The 19286-nt window shown below is 70.8% G+C and carries 16 protein-coding genes; 12 read left to right on the forward strand and 4 right to left on the reverse strand.

Annotated features, from left to right (window positions below):
• Nucleotides 1–3: 3 nt before the first annotated feature.
• From AB0A97_RS26940 to AB0A97_RS26970, 7 genes are read left to right on the forward strand one after another with little or no spacing between them, the layout of a single operon-like run.
• On the forward strand, nt 4–1029 hold the full coding sequence (locus AB0A97_RS26940; RefSeq protein ID WP_361154739.1) for an SDR family oxidoreductase: 1026 nt from the start codon (nt 4–6) through the stop codon (nt 1027–1029).
• Nucleotides 1026–2300, forward strand: a complete 1275-nt coding sequence (locus tag AB0A97_RS26945) for a DUF4910 domain-containing protein (protein ID WP_361154740.1) — start codon at nt 1026–1028, stop codon at nt 2298–2300. Before AB0A97_RS26940 ends, AB0A97_RS26945 begins: the two co-directional genes overlap by 4 nt.
• Nucleotides 2297–3580 (forward strand): hypothetical protein, encoded by a 1284-nt coding sequence (locus tag AB0A97_RS26950; protein WP_361154741.1) that lies wholly within the window; start codon nt 2297–2299, stop codon nt 3578–3580. Before AB0A97_RS26945 ends, AB0A97_RS26950 begins: the two co-directional genes overlap by 4 nt.
• Nucleotides 3577–4533, forward strand: a complete 957-nt coding sequence (locus tag AB0A97_RS26955) for a glycosyltransferase family 2 protein (protein ID WP_361154743.1) — start codon at nt 3577–3579, stop codon at nt 4531–4533. Before AB0A97_RS26950 ends, AB0A97_RS26955 begins: the two co-directional genes overlap by 4 nt.
• Nucleotides 4530–5792: a polysaccharide pyruvyl transferase family protein gene (locus AB0A97_RS26960; RefSeq protein WP_361154745.1), complete on the forward strand. Its 1263-nt coding sequence runs from the start codon at nt 4530–4532 to the stop codon at nt 5790–5792. The genes AB0A97_RS26955 and AB0A97_RS26960 overlap by 4 nt, the downstream gene beginning before the upstream one ends.
• Nucleotides 5789–6340 (forward strand): dTDP-4-dehydrorhamnose 3,5-epimerase, encoded by a 552-nt coding sequence (gene rfbC, locus AB0A97_RS26965; RefSeq protein ID WP_361154747.1) that lies wholly within the window; start codon nt 5789–5791, stop codon nt 6338–6340. The genes AB0A97_RS26960 and rfbC overlap by 4 nt, the downstream gene beginning before the upstream one ends.
• 7 nt (nt 6341–6347) lie before the next feature.
• Complete coding sequence (locus AB0A97_RS26970; protein ID WP_361154748.1) at nt 6348–7673, forward strand: glutamate-1-semialdehyde 2,1-aminomutase; 1326 nt, start codon at nt 6348–6350, stop codon at nt 7671–7673.
• Nucleotides 7674–7694: 21 nt separating this feature from the next.
• On the opposite strand, the gene AB0A97_RS26975 is transcribed toward AB0A97_RS26970, so the two are convergent.
• The gene (locus AB0A97_RS26975; RefSeq protein ID WP_361154749.1) at nt 7695–8387 is read right to left on the reverse strand and encodes a phosphatase PAP2 family protein; all 693 of its coding nucleotides are present in this window, start codon (nt 8385–8387) and stop codon (nt 7695–7697) included.
• 332 nt (nt 8388–8719) lie between these two features.
• On the opposite strand from AB0A97_RS26975, the gene AB0A97_RS26980 reads away from it, so the two are divergent.
• Together AB0A97_RS26980 and AB0A97_RS26985 are read left to right on the forward strand one after the other, a co-directional pair.
• Nucleotides 8720–9376: a TetR/AcrR family transcriptional regulator gene (locus AB0A97_RS26980; RefSeq protein WP_361154751.1), complete on the forward strand. Its 657-nt coding sequence runs from the start codon at nt 8720–8722 to the stop codon at nt 9374–9376.
• Nucleotides 9373–10761, forward strand: coding sequence for a phenylacetate--CoA ligase family protein (locus AB0A97_RS26985; RefSeq protein WP_361154752.1), 1389 nt, complete (start codon nt 9373–9375; stop codon nt 10759–10761). The genes AB0A97_RS26980 and AB0A97_RS26985 overlap by 4 nt, the downstream gene beginning before the upstream one ends.
• A 31-nt stretch (nt 10762–10792) precedes the next feature.
• Here AB0A97_RS26985 and AB0A97_RS26990 read toward each other — a convergent pair whose 3' ends face one another.
• Complete coding sequence (locus AB0A97_RS26990; protein ID WP_361154957.1) at nt 10793–11485, reverse strand: response regulator; 693 nt, start codon at nt 11483–11485, stop codon at nt 10793–10795.
• A 1476-nt stretch (nt 11486–12961) separates the two neighbouring features.
• Between AB0A97_RS26990 and AB0A97_RS26995 the strand changes: the two genes are divergently transcribed.
• Nucleotides 12962–14869 (forward strand): SMI1/KNR4 family protein, encoded by a 1908-nt coding sequence (locus AB0A97_RS26995; RefSeq protein ID WP_361154753.1) that lies wholly within the window; start codon nt 12962–12964, stop codon nt 14867–14869.
• A 649-nt stretch (nt 14870–15518) separates the two neighbouring features.
• Entirely contained in the window at nt 15519–16061 is a 543-nt protein-coding gene (locus tag AB0A97_RS27000; protein WP_361154959.1) for a sigma-70 family RNA polymerase sigma factor, read from the forward strand.
• 116 nt (nt 16062–16177) lie between these two features.
• Here the strand turns inward: AB0A97_RS27000 and AB0A97_RS27005 are convergent, their stop codons facing one another.
• The gene (locus AB0A97_RS27005; protein WP_361154754.1) at nt 16178–16939 is read right to left on the reverse strand and encodes a DeoR/GlpR family DNA-binding transcription regulator; all 762 of its coding nucleotides are present in this window, start codon (nt 16937–16939) and stop codon (nt 16178–16180) included.
• Nucleotides 16940–17371: 432 nt separating this feature from the next.
• Nucleotides 17372–17767: a DUF6234 family protein gene (locus tag AB0A97_RS27010; protein WP_361154756.1), complete on the reverse strand. Its 396-nt coding sequence runs from the start codon at nt 17765–17767 to the stop codon at nt 17372–17374.
• A gap of 323 nt (nt 17768–18090) precedes the next feature.
• On the opposite strand from AB0A97_RS27010, the gene AB0A97_RS27015 reads away from it, so the two are divergent.
• Entirely contained in the window at nt 18091–18621 is a 531-nt protein-coding gene (locus AB0A97_RS27015; protein WP_361154757.1) for a DUF1648 domain-containing protein, read from the forward strand.
• The last annotated feature ends 665 nt before the right edge of the window (nt 18622–19286 follow it).

A 19286-nucleotide genomic window follows, 5' to 3' on the forward strand; every position in this document is an offset into this window, starting at 1 on the left:
AATTTGCGCGTGCTGCTGACCGGACACCAGGGCTACCTGGGCACCGTGATGGCCCCGGTCCTCGCGGCCGCCGGGCACGAGGTCGTCGGTCTCGACGCCGGCCTGTTCGCCGACTGTGTGCTGGGCCCGCCGCCCGCGGACCCGCCGGGGCACCGGGTGGATCTGCGCGACGTCACGGCCGAACACGTCGCCGGGGCGGACGCCGTGATCCACCTGGCCGCGCTGTCCAACGACCCCTTGGGGTCGCTGGCGCCGGAACTCACCTACGACATCAACCACCATGCGTCCGTACGGCTGGCCCGCCTGGCCCGCGACGCCGGGGTACGCCGCTTCTTGTACGCCTCCACCTGCTCGGTCTACGGTGCCGCCGGCGGCAGCGACCTGGTGACCGAGGACGCCCCGCTGCGCCCGGTCACCCCGTACGCGGAGTCCAAGGTGCGGGTGGAGGACGACCTGCACGCGCTGTCCGACGGCGACTTCAGCCCGGTGTTCATGCGCAATGCCACCGCCTTCGGCCACTCGCCCCGACTGCGGGCTGACATCGTGCTCAACAACCTGGTGGGCCACGCGCTGCTGTCCGGTGAGGTGCTGGTGCTCTCCGACGGCACGCCCTGGCGCCCGCTGGTGCACGCCGCCGACATCGCACGGGCCTTCACGGCCGCGCTGGCCGCGCCCCGGGAGGCGGTGCACGACCGGGCGTTCAACATCGGCAGCGAGACCAACAACGTCACGGTCGCCGAGATCGCCGAGCAGGTCGCCGAGGCGGTGTCCGGCTCGAAGGTGGTGATCACCGGGGAGACCGGTGCCGATCCGCGGTCGTACCGGGTGGACTTCTCCCGGTTCCGCGCCGCGGTGCCCGGCTTCGACTGCGAGTGGACGGTGAAGCAGGGCGCGCTCGAACTCGCCGACGCCTACCGGAAACACGGGCTGACCCGGGAGGACTTCGAGCAACGCTTCACCCGGCTGGCCGTGCTGCGCGCGGCGTCCGACGCCGGTGCCGTCGACGACACCCTGCGGTGGCGCCGATGACCGCAGTCGGTGAGGAGATGCACGCACTGGTGGAGCGGCTGTACCCGCTCTGCCGGAGCATCACCGGCGACGGTGTGCGGGCCACCCTGGAGATCGTCGGCGAGTACGTTCCGCTCCAGGTGCACGAGGTGCCGACCGGGACGCAGGTGCTCGACTGGACGGTACCGCAGGAGTGGAACATCCGGGACGCGTACATCGCCGACAGCACCGGGCGCCGGGTCGTCGACTTCGCGGCGTCCAGCCTGCACGTGCTCGGCTACAGCGTGCCGGTGTCGGCGACCATGCCGCTCGCCGAGCTGCGCGGCCACCTGCACACCCTGCCGGAGCACCCGGCCTGGGTGCCGTACCGCACCAGCTACTACCAGCCGGAGTGGGGGTTCTGCCTGGCCCAGGAGACCTTGGACGCGCTGCCGGACGGCGACTACGAGGTGCGCGTCGACTCCACCCTCACGGACGGCCACCTCACCTACGCCGAGCACGTGGTCCCCGGGCAGGTGCCCGACGAGGTGATCGTCTCCTGCCATGTCTGCCACCCGTCGCTGGCCAACGACAACCTGGCCGGCATCGCGGTGGCGACGTTCCTGGCCCGCGCGCTGGCGCGGGAGACGCCGTACCACACCTACCGGTTCATCTACGCGCCCGGCACCATCGGGGCGATCACCTGGCTGGCCCGCAACGCGGAGCGGATCGACCGCGTGCGGCACGGCCTGGTGCTGGCCTGCGCGGGCGATGTGGGCCACCTGACGTACAAGCAGAGCAGGCGCGGCGACGCGGAGATCGACCGAGTACTGCGGCACGTACTGTCCGCCTCCGAACGTCCGCACCGCATCACCGAATTCACTCCGTACGGTTACGACGAGCGGCAGTACTGCTCCCCCGGATTCGATCTCGGCGTGGGCTCGCTCAGCCGGACCCCGTACGCCGGCTACCCCGAATACCACACCTCGGCGGACAACCCGGACTTCGTCTCCCCGGACGCGATGGCGGACACGCTCGCCGTCTGCCGCGAGGCGTTCTCCGTGCTGGACCGCAACCGCCGGTACGTCAACCTCAGCCCTTACGGCGAACCTCAGTTGGGCCGTCGCGGCCTGTACGACGCGCTCGGCGGCCGCAGCGACACCCAGCAGGCCCAACTGGCCATGCTCTGGGTGCTCAGCCTCTCCGACGGCGCGCACAGTCTGCTGGACGTCGCCGAGCGGTCCGGACTGCCGTTCGACACCGTCGCCACCGCGGCCGATGCCCTGCGCGGCGCCGGACTGATCAAGGCATGACGCCGGTGGCTGCGGAGCGGGAGGAGCGGACCGCCAAGCGGGCCGTCGTCGGCCGGCTGTCCTGGGGGCTGGCCGACCAGGCGGCCTCCAGCATGACCAACTTCGCCGTGGGGATCTACGTGGCGCGCTCGCTGGGGCTGACCGCGTTCGGCGTGTTCAGCCTGGCCTGGGTGACCTACGGCGTGGTGCTCAACGTCTCCCGCGGAGTGGCCACCGACCCGCTCATGGTGCGCTTCAGCGGCGTGCCGGACGCGTGCTGGCGCGCGGCGGTGGCCCGGTCGTCGGGTACCGCGCTCGGCGTCGGTGGCGCCCTCGGCGCGGCATGTCTGGTGGCCGGGCTGGGGCTGGGCGGCAGTGTGGGGTCCGCCTTCGCCTGCCTCGGCGTCGTCCTGCCGTTGCTGCTGTTGCAGGACGCCTGGCGGTTCGCGTTCTTCGCCGCCGGCGCCGGGCGCAAGGCGTTCGCCAACGACCTCGTCTGGGGTGTCGCGCTCGTGCCGGCCATGGTGGTGGCGGCCCACGTGGGCAGCGTGACCGCCTTCGTGCTCGCCTGGGGCGGGTCCGCCGCGGTCGCCGCGGGGTACGGCTGTTTCCAGTCCGGCATCCGGCCGCGCCCGACCGGAGTGCGCGCATGGCTGGGCGAGCACCGCGACCTCGGCTACCGGTACCTGGTCGAGAACGTCAGCAACAGCGGCGCGAGCCAGCTCCGGGCGTACGGGCTCGGCGCGATCGTCGGGGTCGGTGCGGTGGGGGTGATCCGGGGCGCCGAACTCCTGCTCGGCCCGTTCCTCGCCCTGCTGATGGGGCTGTCGCTGGTCACCGTGGCGGAAGCGGCCCGGGTGCTGCGGCGGGTCCCGCACCGGCTGGGGGCGTTCTGCCTCCTGCTGGGCGGCGGGCAGGCCGTCGCCGCGCTGCTCTGGGGCGGAGCGCTGCTGCTGATGCCGGACCGGTTCGGCGCACTCGTGCTCGGCGGGGTCTGGCACTCCGCCTCCGAGCTGGTCGTGCCGGTCACGCTCGGCGTCGCGGGCGCCGGACTCGGCACCGGCGCGGCGGCCGGGCTGCGCGCACTCGCCGCGGCCCGGCGCAGCCTGCGCAGCCAGCTGATCGCCTCCGCCTGCTACGTCGTCGGCGGGCTCGGCGGAGCGGCCCTGGCCGGCACGGCCGGCTCGGCCTGGGGCGTCGCCGCCGCGACCCTCGGCAGCTCGGCCGTGTGGTGGCTGCAGTTGCGGTCCGCCCTGCGCGAGCGCCGCCACCACCCCCTCCCCGAAGTGAGGACGTCATGACTGCGTTTCGGAGCATTCCCCGGCTGAGCATCGGCCTGCCCGTGTACAACGGCGAGGAGTACCTCGCCGAGTCGCTCGACGCCCTGCTCGGCCAGACCTACGAGGAGTTCGAACTGGTCATCTCCGACAACGCCTCGACCGACGGCACCCAGGACATCTGCCGCGCGTACGCGGCGAAGGACTCGCGCATCCGGTACATCCGGCTGCTGCGGAACGTCGGCGCCGCACCGAACCACAACTACGTGTTCACCCAGTGCCGCGGCGAGCTGTTCAAGTGGGCCTCGCACGACGACCTGTACGCCAGGGACCTGCTGCGCCGCTGTGTGGAGGCGCTGGACGAGCGGCCGGACGTGATCCTCGCGCACTCCGGCCAGGCGGTCATCGACGGCGACGGCAAGGTCAAGGTCCCGTACGAGTACCGGCTCGCCACCGACTCGCCGCGCGCGCCGGAGCGCTTCCGCAGCCTGCTGTTCGAGCCCGGCGGTGACGACTTCTACGGGGTGATGCGCGCCGACGTACTGCGCCGGGTGAAGCCGCACGACAGCTACCACCACGCGGACCGCACGTTCGTCGCCGAGCTCACCCTGCACGGTCCGTTCCACCAGGTGCCGGAGCTGCTGTACTTCCGCCGCGACCACCCCACCCGCGCCGAGCGGGCGAACCCGTCCAAGCGCTCCCGGTGCGTCAACCTGGACCCGCGCCGGGCAGGCCCGCTGCACCCGACGCCCCGGCTGCTCGCCGAGTACGTCTGGGGCTTCGTCACGGCGATCCGGCGGGCGCCGTTGTCCCCGGCCGACCGGCGCGCCTGCTACCGCCACCTGGGCGCCTGGATGACCAGCCGGACCCGGCCCGGCGCCGGCGAACGGGTCGAGGACCGCGCGCCGGCCGGCCCGGGGCCGTCCACCGTCTCCGTGGACGACCTCGTCGCGGGACGTGAAGGGCGACAGACATGAGGTCCACGGGCAACGCCCGGGCACGCGTGGGGGTGTTCGGCCTGCTCGGCTCCGGCAACCTCGGCAACGACGGCTCGCTGGAAGCCGTGCTCGGTTACCTCCGCGCCGAGCGTCCGGAGGCGGTCGTGGACGCGCTGTGCGGCGGTCCGGAGGTCGTCGCGGCCCGGTACGGCATCCCCGCGACGCGGCTGCACCGGTACCGCGGGGAGTACCGGACCGCCTCACGTGCGGGCGCGATCGCGGCGAAGGGCCTGGGCAAACTGGCCGACGCCGTCCGCACCGCTGCCTGGGTCCGCCGGCACGACGTGGTGATCGTGCCGGGCATGGGCGTCCTGGAGGCCACGCTGCCGCTGCGGCCGTGGGGCTTCCCGTACGCATTGTTCCTGCTCTGCGCGTCCGGCAGGCTGTTCGGCACCCGGGTCGCGCTGGTCGGCGTCGGCGCGGCCCCGATCGGCAACCGGGCGACCCGTGCCCTGGTCCGCTGGTCGGCACGGCTTGCCACGTACCGCTCGTACCGGGACAGCCCGTCCCGCGACGCGATGCGGGCGATGGGCGTGGACACCGCGCGCGACGAGGTCCACCCGGACCTCGCCTTCGCCCTGCCGACGCCGCAGGCGGACACGCCCCCGGGCCCTCCGGGGACGGTCTGTGTCGGCGTCATGGCCTTCCACGGCGGCGACGACGACCGCGCCCGCGCCGACGCGATCCACCGGCGCTACCTCGACGGGACAACCCGCTTCGTCCGTACGTTGGTTGCGGAGGGGCGGCCGGTCCGGCTGCTCACCGGCGACGCGTGCGACGCACCGGTGGTCGCCGCGATCCTCGACGCGGTGGACTCGCCGCTGGTCACCGCGGCCGAAGCGGCCTCCCTTTCCGACCTGATGAAAGAGACGGCGGCCGCCGGCACCGTCGTGGCGACCCGGTACCACAACCTGATCTGCGCCTTGAAAACCGGCACGCCGACGCTCGCGCTCAGCTATGCGGCGAAGAGCGACGCGCTCATGGCGCAGATGGGCCTTGCCGCGTACTGCCATCCGGCTCGCGAGGTCGACACCGACTGGCTGCTCGCCCAGTTCCGGGAGCTGGAGCGGCGGTCGGCGGAGCTACGGCAGACCCTCACCGAGCGGAACCTGACCGCTGCTCAACGCCTGGAGCACCATTTCACCGCCTTGACCGCGGCGCTGTTCCCGACGACCGGCCACACGCACCACGACGTCCCCGCCCACGCCCCCGCCCACGCGCAGCAGGAGAACCCATGAAAGCGACCGAAGTCCCGGCGATCGACGGCGCGTACCTCTTCGAGCCGACGCCGTACGCCGACGAGCGCGGCTTCTTCTGCCGTACCTTCGACGCCGACGTGGTCCGCTCGGTGGGCCTCGACCCGGAAGCCTTCGTCCAGGACAGCCTGTCCCGTTCGGCCCGGGGCGTGCTGCGCGGCCTGCATCTGCGCTCCGGCGACGGTGAGGCGAAGCTGGTGCGGTGCTCGTACGGGAGGATCTTCGATGTCGTCGTGGACCTGCGGACGGGCTCCCCGACCTACCGCAACGTGGCGTCCTTCGAGCTGTCCGGCGAGACGCAGGTGACCCTGTACGTCCCGGCGGGGTGTGCGCACGGCTTCCAGGCGTTGTCCGGGACCGCCGACACCGCTTACCGGATCGACCGCCCGCACGATCCGGCCGAAGACGTGACGATCGCGTTCGACGACCCGGAGCTGGCCATTCCGTGGCCGCTCCCGGTCACCTCGATGTCACAGCGGGACCGGGAGGCGCCGAGCCTCGCCAAGGCCCTGTCCCACCAGGAGAGCTGAGGTCGGCGTGGACAGTGAAGAGTTCCCCCTCCCCCTGTCGCGGCTGGCGAACGAGCGGCTGCACGCCATGGTCCCCGGAGGCGCGCACACCTACGCCAAGGGCGACGACCAGTACCCCGAGAACCTGGCGCCGGTCATCAGCCACGGCCAGGGTGCCCACGTGTGGGACATCGACGGCAACCGCTACCTCGAATACGGCTCCGGCCTGCGGTCGGTCAGCCTCGGCCATGCCCACCCCCGCGTGATCGAGGCGGTACGGCGGGAACTGGACCGCGGCAGCAACTTCGTCCGGCCGTCCGTCGTGGAGGTCGAGGCGGCGGAACGCTTCCTGGCCACCGTGCCGACCGCCGAGATGGTGAAGTTCGCGAAGAACGGCTCCGACGCCACCACCGCCGCGGTACGCCTCGCCCGCGCCGTCACCGGGCGCCCGCGGGTGGCCGTCTGCGGCGACCACCCGTTCTTCTCCGTCGACGACTGGTTCATCGGCACCACGCCGATGGCCGCGGGTATTCCGGCGGCGACCACCGACCTCACCGTGGCGTTCCCTTACGGGGACCTGCCCGTTACGGAGGAACTGCTCACCCGCCACCAGGGCGAGGTCGCCTGCCTGATCCTCGAACCCGCCACCCACACCGAGCCCCCGCCCGGGTATCTCAAGGGCCTGCGCGACCTGGCCGACCGGCACGGCTGCGTACTGGTCTTCGACGAGATGATCACCGGCCTGCGCTGGTCCGAGGCGGGCGCCCAGGGCCTGTACGGCGTCGTGCCCGACCTCTCCACGTTCGGCAAGGCGCTGGGCAACGGGTTCGCCGTCTCCGCACTGGCCGGGCGCCGCGATCTGATGGAGCGGGGCGGGCTGCGCCACTCCGGTGACCGGGTGTTCCTGCTGTCCACCACGCACGGCGCGGAGACACACTCCCTGGCGGCCGCGATGGCTGTACTCACCACCTACGTCGAGGAGGGCATCACCGCGCGGCTGCACGCCCTCGGTGAACGGTTGGCCGCCGGGGTCCGCGACGCCGCGGACAGCATGGGAGTCGGCGACCACCTCGTCGTCCGGGGCCGGGCCAGCAACCTGGTCTTCGCCACCCTCGACGGGAACCTGCAGCCGTCACAGCAGTACCGCACCCTGTTCCTGCGCAGACTCATCGCGGGCGGAATCCTCGCCCCGTCGTTCGTGGTGAGCAGCGCGCTGGACGATGCCGACATCGACCGCACCGTCGAGGTGGTGGCCCAGGCATGTGCGGTGTACCGGAAGGCACTGGACGCCGGGGATCCCACCCCCTGGCTGGCCGGCCGACCGGTGAAGCCGGTCTTCCGGCGCTTGGCGTGAGGTTAGGTGACGTGTCGTCAGCTAGGCTCCTGGCGATCGGTTTCCGGCCGTCCGAGCGCCCGGCCGGTCGCCCACCCGGTCGGCCGCCCGATCGACCAGCCACGCGGTCGCCGGAATCACCGCCAGCGCGGTGCACCAGCCGCCGAGGACGTCGGTCGGATAATGCGCGCCCAGCGCGACCTGCGCCCAGCCCATGGCGGCGCCGGCAACCACCGCCGCGCCGAGCACCAGTAACGTGCCGCCCGCCCTGCCGAGGCCGAGCCTGCCGGCCGTGAGCAGCGCCACCACGACGGCGAGCGCGGTGACGAAGGCGGTGTGCCCACTCGGGTAGGACAGGTTGTCACCGTGGATGGTGCGTCCCACCAGGAACTTGAGCAGCGTCGCCGTCCCCACGGCGACGCCGGCCCCGGCAACGGCCAACACCGCCGCACGAGGACACCGGAGCAGCAGACAGCCCACCACGGCGACCACCACCAGCGCCACCGCTCCCCCGGGCTCCCCCAGGAAGTCCGTGGCCAGCGCCACGCCCCGCCACGGCGGCCGCACGCTGTCCGCCGTCGGCGGGACGAGCCACCCGTCCACCGTGCCCGGCCGGCTGTGACCGGCGTACAGAACCCCGAACACGACCACCGTCAGCGCGGCGAGAGCCGCGATCGAGCCGAGCCACGCGCGCAGCAACGGGGGCAGCACCGCAGGCACCGGCCGTCCGGTCACACGCTCACCCCGTACGGTCGGCCTGCGGCAGCTCGCACGGTGGCTTGCCGCGTCCGGTAGCTGGTCTTCCGGATCTTTGGCCAACACCGGGTCAGTGTACGTTCCGAGGTGCCGCGGACGGCAGTGTTCTTCCTCCCCGAAGCGGAGCCGTACGGGATGCGACGACGTATCAGCGCATGCCGCGTCAGGCGGTGATGCGTGCCGCTGTGGCGGCCGAGGAGCGCCGCGGGAACACCTGATGTCGCCCCGTACGGCAATGAGAGCTTCACCTTCTTCGCCGCTCACCCCCCTTGAAACCAATACAATACAGAGCTGTGCTGTATCGTATTGGTGTGAAGCTTGAAGACGATCCCGAAGAGCACCCCCTCGCCACGTCTGCCCCGCCGACGAGAGCCCCCGGCCGGCCGCGCAGCCGGGAGGCCGACGAGGCGATCCTCGCGGCCGCGCTCGATCTGCTCGTCGAGCGCGGCGTCGGCTGGGCGAGCATCGAGCAGGTGGCGCGCCGCGCCGGAGTCACCCGTGCCACCGTGTACCGGCGCTTCCCGACCCTGACCGAGCTGCTGGTGTGCGCGGTCGAGTGGGAATACCGGGACGTGGATCCCGGCTCGATGGACTGGCCGGACATCGACAGCATGGTCACGGCCTGGGCCGAGCACCTCGGCAGACCCCGCGCACGCAGGCTGATCCGCCGCCTCTACGGCACGGTCGACGACCTCCCCGAACTCCTGCACGCCTACCACAAGGCGCACGGCAGCCACCGTGGCCTCGCGGTGCGTACCACTCTGGAGCGGGCTCGCGCGGCCGGGCAACTCCCTCCGGACAGCGACCCGGAGATCCTTCAGCAGATGCTCAGTGGCGCGGCTCTGCACCACCTTGCCGCGTACCCCGACACCACCGGCGCAGAAGAGGTCAAGTCCTACTTCCTCGCCGTGCTGGGACAGGCCGGGCTGCAGACCGCCCCCGTACCCCGAAGGAGCACCGCACGATGACCGAGACCATGGCATGGCTCGGGCGGGACGCCCGCAGGGCCCGCAAGGAGGGAATGCCTGCCGTCACACGGCGGCAGCGCGACCGGCTGGCCGACATGGTCGCCCACGCCCGGGCCGCCTCCCCGTACTACCGCGGTCTCTACCGCGGCCTGCCCGAGCGGGTCGAGGACCCGGCGCTGCTGCCGGTCACCGACAAGAAGAAGCTGATGGGGCACTTCGACGACTGGGTGGCCGACCGTGCCGTCACGTACGAGAAGGTGCGTGCCTTCAGCGACGACCCCGACCGGATCGGGCAGCGGTTCCGCGGGAAGTACATGGTGGCCACGACCTCGGGCACCAGCGGCCGACGCGGGCTCTTCCTCCTGGACGACCGGTACATGGACGTGGGCGCCGCGCTCACCTCCCGGGCACTCGCCTCGTGGCTGGGCCCCGCCGGGCTCCTCCGGGCAGCCACCCAGGGCGGCCGCTTCGCCCAGCTCGTGGCCACCGGTGGGCACTACGTCGGCTTCGCGGCCTATTCCCGCACGCTCCGAGCGGGCGGATGGCGCAGCAAACTGCTCCGGGCGTTCCCGGTACACACCCCGATGGCGCAGCTGGTGGCCGAACTCAACGAGTACCGCCCCGCCTTCGTCATCGGTTACGCCAGTACGATCATGCTCCTCACCGCCGAGCAGGAAGCCGGCCGCCTGCGCATCAACCCGGTGCTGGTCCAGCCGGCCGGCGAGACGATGAGCACGGACGACACCGCCAGGATCGCCCGCGCCTTCCGCACCACGGTCCGCGCGATGTACAGCGCGACCGAGTGCACCTACCTCAGTCACAGCTGCGCCCACGGCTGGTACCACGTCAACAGTGACTGGGCCGTGCTCGAACCGGTCGACGCCGATCACCGGCCCACCCCGCCCGGCCAGTACTCGCACACCGTACTGATCAGCAACCTCGCCAACCGCGTGCAGCCGTTCCTGCGCTACGACCTCGGTGACAGCGTCATGCTCCGGCCCGACCCGTGCCCGTGCGGCAACCCGCTGCCCGCACTCCGCGTCCAGGGCCGCTCAGGTGACATCCTCACCTTCCCCACCCGAAGCGGCGACCCCGTCCAGCTCGCTCCCCTGGCCTTCGGCACCCTCTTCGACCGCACTCCTGGAGTCGAGCTGTTCCAGGTCGAGCAGACCGCACCGGCAACCCTGCGGGTACGCCTGCTGCCGGCCGCCGACGCCGACCCGGACCGCGTGTGGCAGGCGGCCCACTTGGAACTGACCCGTCTTCTCGCCGACAACGAGCTGGGCCACGTCACGGTCCAGCGCGCCGAAGACCCTCCTCGGCAGACAGCCGGCGGCAAGTACCGCACGGTCATTCCCTTCGACCGGTCGGGCGCTCGTCCCTGACGCGGCAGGGCGACGGCCGGGCGTCTCGGAGCTACGTATTCGGCCCGCCCGGACATCGCTCCCCGGGAAGGGCGTTGCCGTCCAGGAGGAGGTCGAGGTGCTGGCGCAGCCGGGTGAGCTGTTCGGCCAGAGCCACGGCTGTGGCCGTCTCGCCGACCGGGGCGCGTGGTGAGGGGAGTTGGGCGAACAGGTCGCGGGCGCTGTCCTCGACGGTCTGCAGCCGGGCGTCCAACTCTGCCAGCACCGGGCTCGCCGCCTCTGGCATCGCCGCCGGCCGCTCACCGCTGCTGCGGCACAAATCCTCGGCCTTCAGCGAACCTTCGGCCTGCAACAGGGCGTTCTGGTCGTGCAGACGCCGGTTGACGCGGTAGAGGTCGACGAAGACGTTGACCTTGGCGCGCAGCGCCCACGGGTCGAACGGCTTGACCATGTAGTCGGAGGCGCCGGCCGCGTAGCCGCGGAAGGCGTGGTGCGGGCCATGGCTCGCGGCCGTCAGGAAGATGATGGGTACGTGGCGGGTACGGGCGCGCCGCTTGATGTGGGCCGCGGTCTCGAACCCGTCCATGCGCGGCATCTGCACGTCCAGCAGTATCAACGCGAACTCCTCGACGAGCAGGGCCTTGAGGGCCTGCTCGCCGGAGGTGGCGCGCACCAGGTCGTAGCCCAGGGGCGCGAGGACGGCCTCCAGGGCCAGCAGGTTCTCCACCCGGTCGTCGACCAGCAGGACGCTGACCGGTCCGGTGCGCTCCGGTCCCGGGGCTGTCCCGGTACGGACGGCCGCGGGTGCGGAGGTCTCCGGATTTGCGGGGGACTCCGGGGGTGCGGAGGTCTCCAGGGGTGCGGAGGGGGCGGGGATCGAGGCCGTGTAGGGCGCTGGGGCCGGGGCAGCCGCAGTACGCCGTCGGGCCGCACTGTGGTGCACGGCGCTGGTGGTTTCTGGCATGGCCGACGCTGCCTTTCCCTGCACTTCCCGAACCGGGGGTTGGTGGTGCCGTATTACTGATAAGGCCGCAATGGTGCGGCTGCCGTTCCACGGGGGCTTTTCCCACTGTGTTTCACGGGTTCCCCGCGTGCCACAGCTAAACGGCCACCACACGGCTTCGCGGCCCTGACCGTGGCGCACTGCGGGCTCACGGTGTGAATGTCATGTGAAGTCACTGGTACGGAGCGCGCATCGACTCACGATCGGGTGAAATGCCGTACGGATGTCGCATCGGCCTTGTGCACCCAGGCCGAGCCCTCGGGCCATGCCCATGTGGTGAGCCTCCTCGCCGAGGCAGGCTCGGGTCTGGAATGTGCGGTGGGGGCGTACCGGGAGACCACACCGCTGTGCCTGGCAGCGGCCTGGGGACAAACCGCGGTCGTCAGCGCTCTCCCTGATGCCCGCGTTCAGAGCAGGACGCTCATACCCGCCCTGCCTCTGGAGCCCCCAGGGCCTGACTCACCGGGTCGGCCGACCGGCCCCCGGCCCCTTTCATCTTCGACCGCTTCTCCTACCCCCACGACTACCGGAACCGGGAGTTTCTCCGGCACCGAGCAGTTCGGCCAGAGCCTGCACACGATCACCGGATCCCGCTCGCATACGCGCAGTGGGAGGAGAAGGCGCCGTCCGATGCGCAGGAAGAGCCCAGCACATCGAGCCCTGGCGGTACTTCCCGCCCAAACTGGAGCACAAGCAGAAGTCGCGGCCCTGAGCGCGGCACCGCGTCGCTTCCCTCCTCGGGGCTTCTTCGGGCCTCCTGGACTACCGGTTGCGACATCGCCACCTGCCGGCCCTTCCCGATGGCTGTGCGGACCCGTGCCGTCGGCGAGCACTATCCACCGGCCGTCGCCGAGGGCGCAGGTAACGACGGTCCGGGGTCCCGTGGCGCATTGTGAAACGAAACGACGGACATCACCAGAGCCGCGATCACAAGAGCCACCGGCACGAGGAGGACCACAAGGACTCCGATCAAAACCTTGCTCCCCCACGGGAGCGGTTCCTTCGCCGCCATCGTCTTCTCCCCACTCCTTCTCCCCCGTTCCTTTTCTCCCCTCCTTCTATCTCCTCTTCGCCCCGCGCGCTACGCTCACGCCGCGCTCCGGAGCCCGTCCGGTGTCCACTGTCCTGCCGCTGTGAGCCACTCTGGAGCGAGCTCCGGGAGGTGTGCCGCCAGCGGATCACAGGGCACTGTCAGTGGTGGATGGCAGCATCGGACGCATGACGCATACGACAGCATTCAACTGGCGGCCGTTCCTGCTCAGATGGAGCGGGGAATGGGCGGGTTCCCTGCCCGATGACGCGACACGAAGTGAGGAGGACGAAGCCGCCCGGCAAACGCGATGGCTGGGATTCCCGCCCGCGTCCGAGGAGCGGATCGCAGCCATGGAGGAGCGTCTCGGCCGACGGATGCCCCCTTCGTACCGGGAGTTCCTCGCGGTCAGCGACGGATGGCAGCACGCCGGCGGGTTCGTCCGGCTCTTGGCCGGGACCGCGGACGCATGCTGGCACAACAACGAGTCCGGACTCGCTGACATCTTCGAGGAGTACCTGGACGACGATGCCGGACCCGACGAGCGGCGGGAGGCGGACATCTGGCGGCGCGGGCTCCAGCTCGACGTCGAGTCCGACATCACCTACGTCCTGCTGGACCCCGAGGACGTGGACGAGGACGGTGAGTGGGCCGTGTACATGTGGGCGAGCTGGCGAGCCGCCGCACCCGGACGGTACGCGAACTTCGCCGAATTCATGCAGGCCATGTACCAGGAGTTCCACAGCCTACGGGCGAGCCCGGCCGACGGGGAGCCGGAGTTCGTCAACGACACGACGCGAGAGCTGGACGCCCTGGTGGAGCAAGCCCGGCTGGAGGCGCTGCGCGGCGACTGGGAACGGGCCGAGCACGCGCTGGACGAGGCGAAGAAGTACGGCAGACCGCGGGCCGCCGGGCTGGGAGACCAGATACGCCGCCTTTTCGGGCGGACTTACATGGTGTATTTCGAGGGCTTGGTGATCGACCCACGGTACGCACCCGAGCTCCTGCCCTCGCTGGTCGCCGAACACGCGGCGCACTCGTACAGGGACGACTCCACGTTGCAGTTCCACCTGCGGGGAGCTGGTGACGACGTGGTGTCGCTGGCCCACGCGACGCTGGAGCAGGTGCGCAACGGCACGTACCGGTACGCGGCGGCCGGACCGTTCGGCGCGGCGGTCGAGCGGGCGCGGGAGCTGGCGCGGTGGGGCGACACCGACGGGGCATGGCGGACGCTGATGGACGCTCTGCCGGCCTGGCAGCCGCCGGGACCCGGCCTCCTGGCACCGCTGGGTTGGGTGGCCGACCCCTTGCTCGGTCCCTTGCTGACCCCGGAACGGGGCCGCGAGCTGCTCTCCACCCCCAGGGGCGGAGAGGCGGGTGAGGCACCGAGCCGGGTGGCCGGCCTCGACCCGGGCGGCCTGGCATGGCTCGCGGACCCGGACGGCCACGAGCCTCACACGTCCTACCGGTTCGTCCTGGTCGAAGCTGTGGAACCGGAGGACCTGCCCGGACGCCTCGCGGACGCGGACGAGGCGACGCTGAACGATCCCATGACCACCGACGAAGCACGCCACCGCTTGCTCAGCGGACAGCGGGAGTTCTCGTCCTACGACGACAAAGCCCCCGTGGCGGTCGGCCGGGCCGGCCGTGGTTGGAGCTTCGCCTTCGACGGCGGTCCCGCGCCCTTCGACCCGCAGCGATTCATCTCCCCGGCCGCGGCCGCGAGCGCGGGCACCCGCGCGGTGGTCGTGTGGAGCGGCCTGAGAGCCCACCACGGGCAACCGTTCTTCCACCTCTCCGTAGCGCAGGACGGCACCGAGCAGTACGCCTTCACGTACGTGGATGGCGAGACACATCGCACCGGACGGATACCGAGGGCACTGGACCCGGACCGGTTCTTCGCCTCCCGGGAGGAAGCCACCGAGGCGGAGCGGCCGCTGCTGGAGGCCGTGGCCGACGAGTTCGGTGCCCGCCTGCCGCGTCACGCGATCACGAACGGACGGCTGCACACCTTCACCACCCGTTCATGGACACGGCCGCCGGAAAACGGGGAGACCTACGCCGTGATCAGCTTGGGTGGGGGCGCGGGGCACTGACTGGCACAGCCTCCGTAGCCCCTCCGTACCGCCACTGCCCCATTGCCGTCCCATCTCTCTGGCCGCTGTGACCGACACAATGGGCGGTGCGCTGCCGTTCTACGAGAAGACCACGCAGCGGATCAGCAAGCGCACCGCAGACCAGCAGCACGACAAGCAGTGCCCGATGCGGGCCACGCGGTACCAGGATGTCGACGGGGACCGGAAGGACGATCTGATCGTCGGGCCCGGAGCGGCCAGCCCCGATCGCTCCCTCAAGGCCCGGAACGGTGTGATCCGACCTCCGCCCTTCCGCTTCAGCCACTCACGGCCGTCCCCCCACCCGCCGGCCCCGAAACCCGGGCGCGTCATACCCGTCCGGACAGCATGCGGGCACCGGAACGGGCGCGGCGGACACCCAGTCGGGTACTCCGGGCACCGGCGCGGGCGGCCGAGCCGCCCCATGGCAGGTCAGCGTACTGAGCGGGCGCGAGCAGCCTCTCGGACTCGGGCGCGCTGCCCGCCCACACGGGCTCCGCCCTCGGGCTCTCTCGGCGATACAACGTCTTCAGGGGCGCGTTCGCCTCGCGCCCAGCGCAGACACCTCAGCTCAGAGGCACTTGTGAGGAGACGCAACGTGAAGACATCGCCGACGCCGGCCGGGCGCGCCATGCATTCCCGTACCGCACCGGGCCGTTCGGCGCAGCAGGCCGACGGGTTCCTCGGGGCTCTGTACGAGCGTCACGGGTCGGTCTTGTTGAGGTTCGCGGCCCGGCTGCTGGACGGCGACTGGCACCGTGCGGAGGACATCGTGCAGGAGGTGGCTTTCCGTGCTTGGCAACGCGCCGACGAACTCGATCCCACAACGAATGCACTGCGTCCATGGCTGTTCACTGTCGTCCGCAACCTGGTCATCGATGTTCATCGCTCGCGCAAGGCCCGGCCCCCGGAGGCCGATGCCGCGGACATTCCCCTTTCGCCCGTTCCCGACGGAGTCGACCGTACGCTGACCCGGCAGGTGGTGGTCGCAGCCATGCGGGAGCTGGCGCCGTGCCATCGCGAGGTCCTGGTCCACGTGTACTACATGGGCCGCAGCCTGCCCCAGACGGCGAGGCTGCTGGGGGTGCCGCCAGGCACGGTCAAGTCGCGCATGTACCACGCGACACGTGCACTCCGCGAGGGGCTCAACAGCCGTGGGCTGACAGCGGCGTGACCACTCATGTCCCCACGTCACCAGGTTCTGCTCGCCCGCCCGGCCGCTTCACGGCTCCGCCGCCGTGTGCCGCCGTACTTCCCGTACACCGCCGTACGCTGCTCCGCATGCCGTCATCAGACGCGCAGGACCTGCGGGCCCAGCAGGGAGTAACGGTGTGCCTCGCTCTGCGGCAGCCGGGTGTCGGTGACGATGGCCTCGAAGTCCGCCGCCTCGGCGAAGCGGCACAGGCTCACCGCGCCGAACTTGGTGTACACGCCCGAGAAGATCCGGCGTCGGGACGCTCGTACCGCCTGCTGCTTGACCTGACTGACCGCCGGGTCAGGGGTGGTGAGGCCGTACTCCCGGGAGATGCCGTTGGCGCCGATGTATGCCAGGTCGACGACGAATTCGGACAGCATGCCCGCCGTCCAGTGGTCAGCCGTGGCCACGGTGCCACCCCGCACCCGGCCGCCCAGGAGCACCACCGTGACGTGGTCCCTGGCGGCCAGCAACGCCGCGGTGGCCAACGAGGCCGTGATCGCGGTGAGCGGACGGTCGGCAGGCAGTGCCGCAGCGATGAGCTGAGGCGTGTACCCCTCGTCGATGAAGACGCTCTCCGCATCGCCGAACAGCGCCGCCGCGGCCTCCGCGATCCGCAACTTCTCCGGCAGGTGCATGGTGGTCCGGAACGCCAGGGTGGACTCGTAACCCGCGCTCTCCACCGGATACGCGCCCCCGTGCGTACGCCGCACCAGTCCGTGCTCCTCCAGCACGCGCAGATCCCGCCGTACGGTCTCCTTGGCCGCACCCAGGTCCGCGGCGAGCTTGCCGACCTCCACCGATCCCCCCTGGCGAGCGGCCTCCACGATGCGGCGCCGGCGCTCCTCGGCCTCCACTGCACACCCACCCCGATCCCGGATGCCGGCGACACGGCGGTGATCATCCATCCCGGCTGATCAACCGCCGTTCAGCGACCGCCATTCATCACGCCCGCACGGTCCTCGGTACCCTTTCTTACCGCCGCCCGGGCCGAGTGGCCAAGCCCGGCACATCACACCACGCATCGTGACCGCGCTACCTCGATCCCGTCCGGCCAGGACTTCTGCTCAGCACCATGCACCATTTCGACATGCCGCTGCACGGCGCTGACGTGGAGAATTCGGCAGGACTGCTCGCGGTCGCCCCGGCCCTGGCCGAGAGGAATTCTCCCCCTCCCGACAGGCATTCACCCGGGGCGCAGACGCTTGCGCAGATTGCCTCATGTCGGGAGTAGGCCCCGGACGACCGCCGGCAGCTACCGCTTGGCACTCGCGTCCCACTGACCGTTTTCAACAGTGCGCGGCATAACGGATGCACCCGGGCGGGGTATGGCTGCTATCCCACTGGTGCTGCACGATCAACAACACTCCGCCGGCCAGGAGAGCCACCAACAGGTGCGCGATCGCCATCCAGCGGGCACGGAATACACCCGCGAGAGCCGCCATGACGAATGCGGCAATCAGCAGCACCTGCACCCGCCCGATGTGCGCGAGAGCAGCCGCGTCAATCCGGTCCTGCTTGCCTTGCGCTGCCCATACCTCCAGGCCGAGGCCGAGCATCCAGTCCAATACGAGCCACGCGGTCTCCAGGAGGAACAGCGGGATCGCAATGGCCAGATCCACGCCCCAATGTGCCGGCTGCGCCCAGGGGCGCCAGCGCTTCGGTTTCGGAGCGATGTTCGTCATGGCCGCAGGGTGCCGAGCCTGACCGTGCGTGTGCATGAGTACGCGTACTCAACTGTGGCCTCAAACTGAGCTGAGCCTCGATGGCGACTCCAAATCGGGCCACTGAGCCGCTTCGCTCGGCAGCGCGCGTCGGTCGCCATGGCAGTCGAGGCCATGAGTCCCCTGAGCGAGCCGCGCCGCTGAGTTTCCGGCCGGACGCATCTCCATCTGACCCGGCCCCCCGCCGACCGACAATGCAGCCCAACCGCCCCGACTTGACGCAGTAGTGAAGTGGCCGGACCGAACTCTTCTCCAGCGCAAGCTCTCATCGGATGATCGGTCCTATGGCGCTCCTCTCCTCCCCCGTCCGGCTATGGCTGCTCCCCAATGCCGCCCTGCTCCTCGCGATGACGATCTGGGGCGCGCTGCGCTATCCACACCTACCGGGGCGGATACCGGAGCACATCGGGGACGGTGGAGTGGATGCCTGGACGGACAAGTCGATCGGCAGCGCGTTCTTGCTGGTCTTCGTGTACGTAGGTGTGACGGTGCTGATGGCCGGCTCCGCAGAGCTGACGTTGCGGCAGACACCACGTGATGAGCTGGCGAACACCGATGCCACGCCGTTCGCTGCCGCCCGGGTGACGTCCCTGACGAACAGGCCAGGCAGCCGAGCCTCGGCACGCCGGCTCGCACGCGCCCTGCTACTGCTCAACACCTGCACAGGCATCTCTCTTCTTGTGGGCTGCGGAATACTTTGGCGTGCCACGCCGGACCCGAACCTGCCGGCATGGCTCCTTCCGGCGATGATCCTGCCGTTCCTCGCCGGTACAGCGGTGACAATCGCTGCGGCAGTGAAGGACCGGAAGCGGTGAATCAACGCGGGCGGACGCGGACGCCGGGTCGGCCGCATCACAGTCGTCACATCGGCGCGGGACGTCCGCTGGGCCCAGACAGTGACTCAGCCTGAGTGACGACAACTTGCCGCCGGCCGTGTGAGGCATCCTTCGTGTGGCCCACACCGTGGCGTACCGCCAGCACGGAAGTGGCGCTGGGACAACGATGCCTTCGGCAGGCTCCATGCCGTGGTCCTGGCCGGCGGTGTCGTCCCGCTGGAAACGGGAAGCGGAACATCGCTCTCCGGAGCCGCCCGGGCAGAAGGGCTCTCCCGGCGAAGACGAAACCTACGCCCAACAGACAGCCTCCGAAGCGGCGCGGCCTGAGCGATCTTGTTCTCATCGGCCAGTCTGCTGTGCCCGCGGCGAAAAAGAAGCCCAGCAGGCAGACCGTGCTGATCAAGGCGTACCACCATCGAGGAACCACCGGTCACCTCTGCATGCGCTGTGAGGTGGCCGCGACCGCCTGCCATTTCGGACGTTGGCAGCGAAGATCGTGTTCGGCCCTCGTCCGCCGTGCTTCCCCTGCTGAGCCCGGCCATGCCGGCGGGCGCGTTCTCGGTGGTGGGCTGTCCACCCGTCGTCCGTTTCGTGCGCTGACCGAACCTCCGCCCGTGACATCTTCATGCAACGATGGGCACGCC

Origin of the sequence: Streptomyces sp. NPDC045470, from assembly GCF_040646595.1 — a bacterium.
GTDB lineage: Bacteria > Actinomycetota > Actinomycetes > Streptomycetales > Streptomycetaceae > Streptomyces.